General features: G+C 72.7%; 8 protein-coding genes. 4 read left to right on the top strand and 4 right to left on the bottom strand.

Features of this window, described 5'->3' with window-relative positions; all coding sequences use genetic code 11:
- Positions 1-104 precede the first annotated feature (104 nt).
- Together ACFXGA_RS23495 and ACFXGA_RS23490 are read right to left on the bottom strand one after the other, a co-directional pair.
- The gene (locus ACFXGA_RS23495; protein ID WP_378091056.1) at positions 105-866 is read right to left on the bottom strand and encodes a S1 family peptidase; all 762 of its coding nucleotides are present in this window, start codon (positions 864-866) and stop codon (positions 105-107) included.
- Positions 867-938: 72 nt separating this feature from the next.
- Positions 939-1,961 (bottom strand): M48 family metallopeptidase, encoded by a 1,023-nt coding sequence (locus ACFXGA_RS23490; RefSeq protein WP_378091054.1) that lies wholly within the window; start codon positions 1,959-1,961, stop codon positions 939-941.
- Positions 1,962-2,030: 69 nt separating this feature from the next.
- Between ACFXGA_RS23490 and ACFXGA_RS23485 the strand changes: the two genes are divergently transcribed.
- From ACFXGA_RS23485 to ACFXGA_RS23475, 3 genes are all read left to right on the top strand, one after another.
- On the top strand, positions 2,031-2,963 hold the full coding sequence (locus ACFXGA_RS23485) for an alpha/beta hydrolase (protein ID WP_378091052.1): 933 nt from the start codon (positions 2,031-2,033) through the stop codon (positions 2,961-2,963).
- A 108-nt stretch (positions 2,964-3,071) separates the two neighbouring features.
- Positions 3,072-3,713, top strand: coding sequence for a CatB-related O-acetyltransferase (locus ACFXGA_RS23480; RefSeq protein ID WP_378091050.1), 642 nt, complete (start codon positions 3,072-3,074; stop codon positions 3,711-3,713).
- 7 nt (positions 3,714-3,720) lie between these two features.
- Positions 3,721-5,703: a patatin gene (locus ACFXGA_RS23475; RefSeq protein WP_378091048.1), complete on the top strand. Its 1,983-nt coding sequence runs from the start codon at positions 3,721-3,723 to the stop codon at positions 5,701-5,703.
- A gap of 18 nt (positions 5,704-5,721) precedes the next feature.
- On the opposite strand, the gene ACFXGA_RS23470 is transcribed toward ACFXGA_RS23475, so the two are convergent.
- Both ACFXGA_RS23470 and ACFXGA_RS23465 read right to left on the bottom strand, forming a co-directional pair.
- Complete coding sequence (locus ACFXGA_RS23470; protein ID WP_378091046.1) at positions 5,722-6,522, bottom strand: SAM-dependent methyltransferase; 801 nt, start codon at positions 6,520-6,522, stop codon at positions 5,722-5,724.
- A 116-nt stretch (positions 6,523-6,638) separates the two neighbouring features.
- Positions 6,639-8,003 (bottom strand): sialidase family protein, encoded by a 1,365-nt coding sequence (locus ACFXGA_RS23465; protein WP_378091043.1) that lies wholly within the window; start codon positions 8,001-8,003, stop codon positions 6,639-6,641.
- Positions 8,004-8,171: 168 nt separating this feature from the next.
- Between ACFXGA_RS23465 and lon the strand changes: the two genes are divergently transcribed.
- A complete protein-coding gene (lon, locus tag ACFXGA_RS23460) occupies positions 8,172-10,532 on the top strand; it encodes an endopeptidase La (RefSeq protein WP_378091041.1) in 2,361 nt (786 codons plus the stop codon).
- Positions 10,533-10,709: the final 177 nt, after the last annotated feature.

The raw sequence follows: 10,709 nt of genomic DNA, 5'->3' as shown, positions 1-10,709 counted from the left end.
GGTGGCCGGGGTGGGGGGGGGGGTGTCCCACCCCTTGGGGGGGGGGTTGGTGCTCTGCGCCGGCGCGCGGACCGCCGCGGCCGGGCGGACCGCGTGCCGCCCGGTCACGCCGCCAGCTGCCCTTCGATCGCCTCGGCGTAGGTGGCGACGTTGCTGTAGACGCCCGGCTTGCCCGCCCGCGCGCAACCTTCACCCCATGAGGTGATCCCGATCAGCTTGCCGCCGGCCATCAGCGGGCCGCCCGAGTCGCCCTGGCAGGTGTCCACGCCGCCCTGCGGGTAGCCGGCGCACGTCATCGCCACCGGGTCGTACTGCGGGTAGGCGTCGGCGCAGTAGTCGCGGTCCAGCACCGGCACGGTCGCGCCGAGCAGGTACCGCGACAGGGGACCCTGCTCGCTGGTCCGGCCCCAGCCCAGCACGAGCCCTTCGGTGCCCGGCTCGTACAGCGCTCCGTCGGACCGGTGGGCGAGCGGGAGGGGTGTGCCGTCCACCGACGAGCGCAGGGTGAGCACGGCGACGTCCGCGCCCGCCTCCGCGGTCGAGTAGTCGGGGTGGATCCAGATGCCGTCCACCCGCACGACCTGGCCGTCGCCGCCGCGCCGGTCCTCGCGGCCCGCCACGACCCGGGTGTTGCGCGGCGTCCGGGCGGTCGCGCAGTGGGCGGCGGTGACCACCTTGGCGGGGGCGACCAGCGTGCCGCCGCAGAACTGGTTGCCGCTCGAGTCCGCCAGGTACACCACCCACGGGTATTCCGCTATCGACACCCGGTGCCCGCCCACCACGCGTTCGTCCGCCACGCGCTCCTCCGCGGCGGCGGTGCCCGCGAGAGCCATCAACAACGTCATCAACAACGCGGCGAGCCGCATCGGCCCCTCCTCCTGATCAAAGGCTTCAGGAGGAGGTTAGCCAGATCGGCGGCCGGTGCTCGGCCAATCGGACTAGTCCGCTCCGGTGAACTTGCCCCGCACCTTCCCCGCCGCGCCCGCGAGCACGTCGCCGAGTTCGTTGAACACCTTCATCAGCGGGTCCTCGGACTGGGCCGCGGACTCCTTGTAGGACCGGGCGGCCGACTTGAGGTCCTCGGTGAAGGAGCTGGTCGGCCGGTCGTCCTCGCGCCGCGCGTACGTGCCGGTCAGGATGGCGCGGTACTCCTCGCCCGCCGCCCAGCGCTGCAGCTCGGCCGCGCGCACCACGGCCAGCGGGTGGGTCAGCGGCCAGGTGCGGATCAGCTTGAGCACGCTGTCGCGCACGTCCTCGACCTGCTCGTACTCCTTGGCCTGCTTGAGGAACTCGGCCGTGTCCACCTGGCTGAGGTCCATGCCGCCCGCCATGGCCACGTGCACGCGCAGCGCCGCGGCCGGGTCCTGGCCGCACAGCAGGCCGGCGCGGTCGCAGGTCAGCTCCGTCTTGCGGTACCACTCGCGCAGCGCGGCGATGACGGCGGTGATCGCCCAGTAGCCGCCCGGCATCCAGCCGAGGCTGTGCTGGAGCTGGAGGAGCCGTTGCAGGATCGTCTGGTAGAGCGCGTGCCCGGACAGCACGTGGCCCATCTCGTGCCCGATGGCGAACCGCAGGCCCTCGGTGTCCAGCAGCTCGACCAGGCCCGTGGTCAGCACGATGAACGGCCGGTCGATGCCCAACGTCATGGCGTTCGGCACCGGGTCGCGCTTGACGAACAGCTCGGGCACCGGGTCGAGGTCCAGCGTCGCCGCGGCCTCCAGCCGGAGCCGGTCCAGCGCCGGGTACTGCTTCGGGCCCACCCTGATGGTCGAGGCCAGGTAGCCCAACCTCTCGCCGCGTTCGGTGAACGCGCCCGCCACCGCCTGCAACACCGGGCCGATGCCCGGCACCGCGCGCAAGACCGCCAACGCCCCCCGGTCGACCGGGTGCTCGTACGCCCTCGGGCTGATGCCCGGGAACCGCACGCGCGCGCTCGACCGTTCGATCTCCTCACTGGTCATCCACCCACAGTGCCACGATCCGGGGCCCGCCTCTCCCCGATCGGACGAATCGGCGTGCACACTGACCGCGTGAACGCAGACGTGCTCGGCGCCGACTACGAGACCCGCGCGCTGCCCCTGGGCGGCGGTGGCACGACGGCGACCCTCGTGCGCCGCCGCGCGGATCCCGCGATCCGGGGCGCGGTGCTCTACGTGCACGGGTTCGCGGACTACTTCTTCCAGCGGCACGTCGCGGAGCACTTCACCGCGCGCGGGTTCGACTTCTACGCCATCGACCTGCGCGCGTACGGGCGGTCGTTGCGGCCCGGCCAGGTGGCCAACTTCGTGCTGGACCTGGCGGAGCACTTCGAGGAGCTCGACGCGGCGGCGCGGGTGATCCGCGAGGAGGACGGCCACCGGCACCTCGTGGTGCTGGGCCACTCGACCGGCGGGCTCGTCACCAGCCTGTGGGCGCACGAGCGGCGGTCGGACGACGTGATCGACGCGCTGGTGCTCAACAGCCCGTGGCTGGACCTGGCGGAGCCGTGGCTGCTGCGGACGGTGGGCACGGCGCTGGTGCGGGGCGTCGGCCGCCTCGCGCCGCGGTTGGTGCTCAAGCCGGGGCTGGGCCCGGTGTACGGCCAGAGCATCCACCGCGACCACCACGGCGAGTGGGACTTCGACACGGCGTGGAAGCCGATCGAGGCGTTCCCGGTGCACGCCGGGTGGCTGCGGGCGGTCCGGCGCGGGCACGCGCGCCTGCACCGCGGGCTGGACGTGCGGGTGCCCGTGCTGCTGTTGCGGTCCGGGAGGAGCGTGCTGCACGCGAAGCGGTGGACGCCGGAGGCGATGACGGTGGACACCGTGCTGGACGTGGAGCACATGCGGCGCTGGGCGCCGAAGATCGGCGACCGGGTGGAGGTGGTGACCGTGGAGGGCGGGATGCACGACCTGTTCCTGTCCGCCGAGCCGGTGCGCCGGCGGGCGCTGGCCGAGGTGGACGAGTTCCTGGACCAGCTCTGACCCACCGCGCTCCACGCCCCACGCCTCCGCCGACCCCGGGCGGTGGGGCCGGGCGCGGACCACGTCTGACACGCTGGCGCCACCCCCGGAGCCGCGTGAGGAGCGCCGTTGATCCCCGACCCCACCGCCCTGCACCCGCTGCCGCACACCGACCGCGTCGTCCAGCTCAAGCCGCTGGTCACGTCACCGAAGATCCAGGTCGGCGAGTACACCTACTACGACGACCCCGAGCACGCGCTGGAGTTCGAGACGCGCAACGTGCTCTACGGGTACGGCGACGAGAAGCTGGTGATCGGCAGGTTCTGCGCGCTGGCCACCGGCACGCGGTTCATCATGGCCGGCGCGAACCACCTCACCACCGGCGTGTCGACGTTCCCGTTCACCATCTTCGGCGGCACGTGGGCCGAGCGGACGATGGACCTGATCACCGGCATGGGGACGCGCGGTGACACGGTCGTCGGCAACGACGTGTGGATCGGCTACCAGGCCGTGGTGATGCCGGGCGTGACCATCGGCGACGGCGCGATCATCGCGACCGGCGCGGTGGTGACGTCCGACGTGCCGCCGTACACCGTGGTGGGCGGCAACCCGGCGCGGCCGGTGAAGCAGCGGTACCCCGACGAGGACGTGGCCCGCCTGCTGCGCGCGAAGTGGTGGGACTGGCCGATCGGGCTGGTGACCGAGCACGTGCGCACGATCATGTCCGGCACGCCGGCCGACATCGAGCGGATCGCCCTGTCGCAGCTCTGAAAGCCCGGTGACCAACCGATTGGTCCAGTGCCACGCCGACGGCCCGCGCGGGATCATGGACGCCGGGAGGTTCGCCATGGCCGAGGACTTCAACCGGTACTGCGACCTGACCATGCGGGGCGGGGCGACGAGCGGTGTCGTCTACCCCTGGGCGGTCGTGGAGCTGGCCCGGCACTACCGGTTCCGGTCGCTGGGCGGCGCCTCCGCGGGCGCGATCGGCGCGGCGTTCACCGCGGCCGCCGAGAAGGGCCGGGACCAGGGCGGTTTCCGCAAGCTGGAGGAGGTCGTCGACTGGTTCGCCGCGCCCGGCTGGCGGATGGCGCAGCTCTTCCAGCCCAGCGGGCACACCCGCAAGCTGTACCGGATCGTGGCGGCGTCCATGCAGCGGCGCGACACCACCGGCCGCAGCGCGCTCACGTGCCTGCTGCTCGCGCTGATCAGCGCGATCGGGTGGCGGTCCCGGGTGTTCCTCGCCGTGGCGGTGGCGCTGTGGCTCGTCGGGCCGTCGCTGTGGTTCCGCTCGATCTCCTGGGGCTCCACCCCGACCTGGCTGCTGATCGCGGTCACCGCCGCGGTCGTCGTCGCGGTGCCCGGCATCGTGTTCCGCGTCCTGCCGAGGGGTCGTGACGCGTGGTTGCGGCGCGTCGGCACCGGGCTGCTCCTCGTCGTCCCGCTGGTCCCGGTCGCGCTGGGCACGCGGTGGACCGCGGCGAGCCTGGCGAGCGCGGCCACCGCCGCGGTGTGGTGGCTGGTGCTCGGGTTCGCGTTCGTCAGCGCGGTGGCGCTCACCTACGGCCTGGGCGCCAAGCGGTTCCTCGACCGGATGGCCACCACCGTCCACTTCGGACTGGTGCCGGGCACCGGGGAGTTCCGGCCGAGCTTCTGGGACCGGCGCTGCGGCGTGCCGGCGTCGACCGGCGTGCCGCCGCTGAGCGACTGGATCGCGGACCGGCTGGACGACCTGTCCGGCACCCCGGACCTGACCTTCGCCGACCTGACCACGAACCTCGTGCTGATGACCACGGACCTGTCCGAGGGCCGCCCGTACCGGCTGCCGTTCACCGAGCCCCGCGCCGCGTGGCTGTTCTGCCGGACGTGCCTGGGGACCGTGCTGCCGCGCCGGACCGTCGACAAGCTGGGGCAGGACCCCACCCCGCACCGCTGCCCGCTGCACCCCGACGAGGTGGTCCACGCGCTGCCGGCGGACCTGCCCGTCGCGCTGGCCGTGCGGATGAGCATGCCGCTGCCGGGCCTGATCGCCGCCGTCCCGCTGGTGCGCGCCGAGCCCGAGCCGCGCGTGCACTGGTTCTCCGACGGCGGCATCACCAGCAACTTCCCGATCCACTTCTTCGACCAGCTGCTGCCGCGCTGGCCCACGTTCGGGCTGTCGCTCCAGTCGTACCCGCCGGGCGACGACCGGGACGTGTGGCTGCCCGAGCAGGACGCGTCGACCGGCGGCACGCCGTGGCGCGGGATCGGGCTGGTGCAGCACTTCGCGTCGGCGATCCTCGACACCACGCTCGGCTGGCGCGACACCATGCAGTCCGCGCTGCCCGGCTACCGGGGGCGGATCGCGCACGTCCGCATCGGGGACTCGGAGGGCGGCACGAACCTGTTCATGCGCCCGGAGACGATCCGCGCCCTGGCCGAGCGCGGGGCCGAGGCCGGACGGCTGCTGCGCACCAGGTTCACCGAGGACGACGGCGCCAAGACCGACCGCTACCGCTGGATCCGGATGCGCCTGGCCATGCGCGAGTACCAGCAGTTGGCGGGGCAGTCCGCCGGGCGCGCCCCGCTCTACCGCGACCTCGCCGCCCGCTACCGGATCCCGGAGGACCTGCACGGTTGGTTCGCCGTCCCGCCCGCCGGCCCCGACCCGCACGCGCGCGACATCGGCCTCACCCTGGACGCCCTCGCCGCCGTGCCGGACGGACCGTTCGACGGCGAACCACCGATCGACCCGGACCTGCGCCTGACCCCGCCCGAGTGACGCCGACCGCGCGGGCGGTCAGGGCTTGCGGCCGATCCCGGCGTACGCGCTGATGTAGGCGTCGTCCGAGTCCGGACGCCACTCCGACAGCGGCACGACGCCGGGTTCCACGACCTCCAGCCCGGTGAAGAAGGCGGCCACCTCGGCGCCGGTCCGCAGCACCAGGGGGCTGTCCGTGCGGCGGTAGATGGCGTTCACCTGCTCACCGCTCTCCTGCCCCTCCTGCGACACGCCGTCCCAGCTGCCGTGCGAGACGGCCAGGTAGCTGCCCGACGCGAGCACCTCCCGGTAGCGGGCGATGGCGGCCTGCGGGTTGTCGCTGTCCGGCACGAAGTGCAGCACGGCGACCATGAGCAGGCCGATCGGCCGGTCGAAGTCCAGCATGGCGCGGACGTCGGCGTTGTCCAGCACGGACTCCGGCTCGCGCAGGTCGCCCTGGATCGCGAGGGCGAGCGGGTTGTCCGCCAGCAACGCCGTGCTGTGCGCCACGGCCACCGGCTCGACGTCCGCGTACACGACGCGCGCCTCCGGGTTCGTCTGCTGGGCGATCTCGTGCACGTTGCCCACCGTGGGGATGCCGGACCCCAGGTCGAGGAACTGGTCGATGCCCTGCGACAGCAGGTAGCGCACCGCGCGCCGCAGGAACGAGCGGTTGGCGCGGGCCGCGCCGGACATGCCCGGGAAGATCTTCTCGACCGACTTGGCCGCCTCGCGGTCGACCGCGAAGTTGTGCGACCCACCCAGGTAGTAGTCGTACATCCGGGCCGCGCTCGGCCGGGTCAGGTCTACCGAGGACGGAACCCAGCTGGCCTGCTCCATGCGCACATCTCCTCGTCAGTGGACGGCGTGATCGTTCCGGCGGCGTCCACCCGGCACAACCCCCGAATGGACGCCGGCTCCTCACGATCGGGACACCGTGCGGACGCACCAGGATCTCAGGGCAGCGGCGCCGACCGGTGGTCGAGGGTCCAGTCCGCCGTGCCCGCGCCGTGCTCCTGGCAGTAGAAGGTGTGCAGGCGGTTGTCGAACACGTGCTGGAACGCGCACGCCACGCTGTCGCCGTACACCGGGCCGTCGGGGATCTCGAGGAACCCGCTCGTCGGGTTCGCGCTGGTCAGCACGCGGGTTTTCCAGACGTTCCCGTCCTCCAGCGTCTCCACCGCCAGGTAGCAGGTACCGCCTATCCGCACCACCTGCGGCGCGGCCACGACGTCCGGGCACACCGCCACCAGTTGGCCCGGTGTCGCCGGGTCGACGTCGAACAGCGCCGAGAACGTCGCCGCGCTGCGCACCCGGATCTCGCGCCGGCCGGGCGCCTCGCGGAACCAGTACAGGTGCACCCGCCCGTCCTGCGGGTCGCGGAACAACGTCGGGTTGCCGTTCACGTTGCCGGGTTCCTTCACCAGCGCCCTGGGCGCGGTGAACGCCGTGCCGCCGCGCCCGTCGGTGCTGGTGCGGCCGACGACGTGGTACGGCAGGCCGTCCGGGCTGCCGCCGCACCAGAACACGTTGTGCACCAACGCGATCCGGTTGTCCGGCGTGAGCATGGCCGACGCCCACCGCTCGCCGTTGCCGCGGAACAGCGGCGCGGCCTGCTGCACCCACGGCCCGGCGGGGTCCTGCGCGCGGGCGATGCCGATCCCGGAGCACTCGTGGTGCCCCCAGTAGGCCAGGAACCGGAAACCGCCGTTCTGGGCGGGGTCGCGGCCGGGGTTCACGTCGAGCACGCTCATGGTGTGCGGGTGGTCGTGCTCCTCGCTCCACGACACGGGTTGCAGCACCGCGCCCTGCGCCGCGCCGAACGGGAAGTAGGCGGACGTCGTGGGCCGCGTGCCGTCCGCGTGGAACAGCAGCGTCTTGTTCTGGTAGCCGTTGGCGGCCATGGTCGAGTCCGGCACCTCGCCGTCCCGCAGCGTGACCCAGTCCCGGTCGCCGGGGTGCCACCAGCGGTAGACCGCGACCGTGCCGGGGTGCGGGTCGCGGTGCGCGTAGAACTGGAACGCCCGGCTCGTGTAGCCCCAGTTCGCGAGGGTCGAGTCCGGGATGGAGCCCTCCGGCACGTCGATCCAGTCCCGGTCTCCCGGGTGCCACCAGCGGTACACGGCGACCATGTCGGGGTTGCCGATGTAGTGGACGTAGTACTGCGGTTCCGGCGCGATCCGGTAGCCGTTGGCGGCCATGGTCGCGGCGCTCGGCTGGTTCCCGTGGGCCGGGATGGACACCCAGTCGCGGTCCCCGGCGTGCCAGTAGCGGTGGACGGCGGTGGGCGCGCCGGAGCCCGGCGCTGATTCGACAGCCATGTGTTCCCCCCCGAGAACGGCGTCTTGCAGTGGTATCCGGGATATCGCCTGGGACCCACTTCTGTTACCTGGATCACACCAATGGCCGCTCGCTCAGGGCGAACACCCGGCGGAAACAATCCCGCGCTCACCTTGGTTGAGCCAGTCAGACTCAACTTTGGAGGGATCATGGGCGAGACGTTGGCGCTGCCGGTGCTGCCGCTGGACGACGTGGTCGTGCTGCCGGGCATGGTCGTGCCGATCCGGATCAGCGGCTCGGACGCCACCGCCGAGGCCCGCGCCGCGATCGAAGCCGCGACCGCCGCGGGCGGCCAGTCGAAGGTGCTGCTGGTGCCCCGGCTGGACGGCAAGTACGCCAAGGTGGGCACGCTGGGGCTGATCGAGCAGGTCGGCAGGCTCTCCGGCGGCGAACGCGCGGCCGTCGTGCGCGGCACCGAGCGGGTCCGCATCGGCACCGGCACGACCGGGCCGGGCGCGGCCCTGTGGGTGGAGGCGACCGTCGCCGACGTGCCGCCGGTCGACGACCGCACCCGCGAACTGGCCCGCGAGTACCGGGCCCTGGTCACCACGATTCTCCAGCAGCGCGGCGCGTGGCAGGTGGTGGACTCGGTGCAGCAGGTGGACGACCCGTCCGCGCTGGCCGACCTCGCCGGCTACGCCTCCTACCTCGGTGACGAGCAGAAGGTCTGGCTGCTGGAGACCAACGACGTCACCGAGCGGCTGGAGAAGCTGCTGGAGTGGGGCCGCGAGTACCTGACCGAGCTGGACGTGGCCGAGACGATCCGCAAGGACGTCAAGGAAGGCGTGGAGAAGCAGCAGCGCGAGTTCCTGCTGCGCCAACAGCTGGCCGCGATCCGCAAGGAGCTGGCCGAACTCGACGGCAAGCCCGCCACCGAGGAGCAGGACTACCGGGCCCGCGTCGAGGGCGCGGACCTGCCCGAGAACGTCCGCAAGGCCGCGCTGGCCGAGGTCGACAAGCTAGAGCGGACCGCCGAACAGTCGCCCGAGGTCGGCTGGATCCGCACGTGGCTCGACACGGTGCTGGAGATGCCGTGGAACGAGCGCACCGAGGACTCCTACGACATCGCGGGCGCGCGCGCCGTCCTCGACGCCGACCACGCGGGCCTGGACGACGTCAAGGAACGCATCACCGAATACCTGGCCGTCCGCCGTCGCCGTGCCGACCGGGGCCTCGGCGTGGTCGGCGGCCGCCGTTCCGGCGCGGTCCTCGCCCTCGTCGGTCCCCCCGGCGTCGGCAAGACCTCGCTCGGCGAGTCGGTGGCCCGCGCCATGGGCCGCAAGTTCGTCCGGGTCGCCCTCGGCGGCGTCCGGGACGAGGCCGAGATCCGGGGCCACCGCCGCACCTACGTCGGCGCGCTGCCCGGCCGGATCGTCCGCGCCATCTCGGAAGCCGGCTCGATGAACCCCGTGGTGCTGCTGGACGAGATCGACAAGGTGGGCGCGGACTACCGGGGCGACCCGACCGCCGCCCTGCTGGAGGTCCTCGACCCGGCCCAGAACCACACGTTCCGCGACCACTACCTCGAGGTCGAGCTGGACCTGTCCGACGTCGTCTTCCTGGCCACCGCGAACGTGCTGGAGTCCATCCCGGGCCCCCTGCTCGACCGCATGGAGCTGGTCCAGCTCGACGGGTACACGGAGGACGAGAAGGTCACCATCGCCCGCGACCACCTCCTGCCGCGCCAGGTCGAGCGCGCCGGCCTCACCCCGGAGGACGTCACGATCACCGAGGCGTCGCTGCGCAAGCTGGCGGGCGAGTACACCCGCGAGGCGGGCGTGCGCCAACTGGAGCGCTCGCTGGCCCGGATCCTGCGCAAGGTGACCGCCCGCGTCGCCCTGGAGGAGACCCGGCTGCCGGTCACGGTGGACGTCCCCGACCTGCGCGGCTACCTGGGCTCGCCCAAGCACACCCCGGAGTCGGCCGAGCGCACCGCCGCACCGGGCGTGGCGACGGGCCTGGCCGTCACCGGGGCCGGCGGCGACGTGCTCTTCGTCGAAGCCTCCCTGGCCTCCTCCGGCACCGGCGCGGCCGGCGTCACGCTCACCGGCCAACTCGGCGACGTGATGAAGGAGTCGGCCCAGATCGCCCTCTCCTACCTGCGCTCGCACGACGAACGCGCCGAAGTCCTCGCGGACCGCGGCGTGCACATCCACGTGCCCGCGGGCGCGGTGCCGAAGGACGGCCCCTCCGCCGGCGTCACGATGACCACGGCCCTGGCCTCGCTCCTGTCGGGCCGCCCGGTCCGCTCGGACGTCGCCATGACCGGCGAAGTCTCCCTGACTGGCCGCGTGCTGCCGATCGGCGGCGTCAAGCAGAAGCTCCTGGCCGCCCACCGCGCCGGCATCACCACGGTCCTCCTCCCCCAACGCAACGAACCGGACCTGGACGACGTCCCCGAGTCCGTCCGCTCCGAACTGACCATCCACCTGGTCGCCGACGTCCGCGAAGTCCTGGACCTCGCCCTGGAACCAACCACCACCCACTCCACCCACTCCACCGCCGCCTAACCACCCCCCACCCCCACCACCCTCAACCCCATCCACAACGGACCCGCAGCGCGCCCACCGAGGCTCGATTTGACATGGGTTCGGGTGCCTTAGGCTGGACGAAGCCGGGCAGGCGTGGCGGACGCGTATGCCCGCGGGGGCACTCAGAACAACAGAACCAGCCCACGATATGTGTGT

It is taken from the genome of Actinosynnema sp. NPDC059335, from assembly GCF_042752395.1.
Lineage (GTDB): Bacteria > Actinomycetota > Actinomycetes > Mycobacteriales > Pseudonocardiaceae > Actinosynnema.
This window is presented reverse-complemented; position numbering and strand designations above follow the sequence as displayed.

What these genes read in the sequence shown, in the direction of transcription:
- ACFXGA_RS23495 (WP_378091056.1), bottom strand. Translation starts at nt 866, where the DNA reads ATGCGGCTCGCCGCGTTGTTGATGACGTTGTTGATGGCTCTCGCGGGC.
- ACFXGA_RS23490 (WP_378091054.1), bottom strand. Translation starts at nt 1,961, where the DNA reads ATGACCAGTGAGGAGATCGAACGGTCGAGCGCGCGCGTGCGGTTCCCG.
- ACFXGA_RS23470 (WP_378091046.1), bottom strand. Translation starts at nt 6,522, where the DNA reads ATGGAGCAGGCCAGCTGGGTTCCGTCCTCGGTAGACCTGACCCGGCCG.
- ACFXGA_RS23465 (WP_378091043.1), bottom strand. Translation starts at nt 8,003, where the DNA reads ATGGCTGTCGAATCAGCGCCGGGCTCCGGCGCGCCCACCGCCGTCCAC.
- lon (WP_378091041.1), top strand. Translation starts at nt 8,172, where the DNA reads ATGGGCGAGACGTTGGCGCTGCCGGTGCTGCCGCTGGACGACGTGGTC.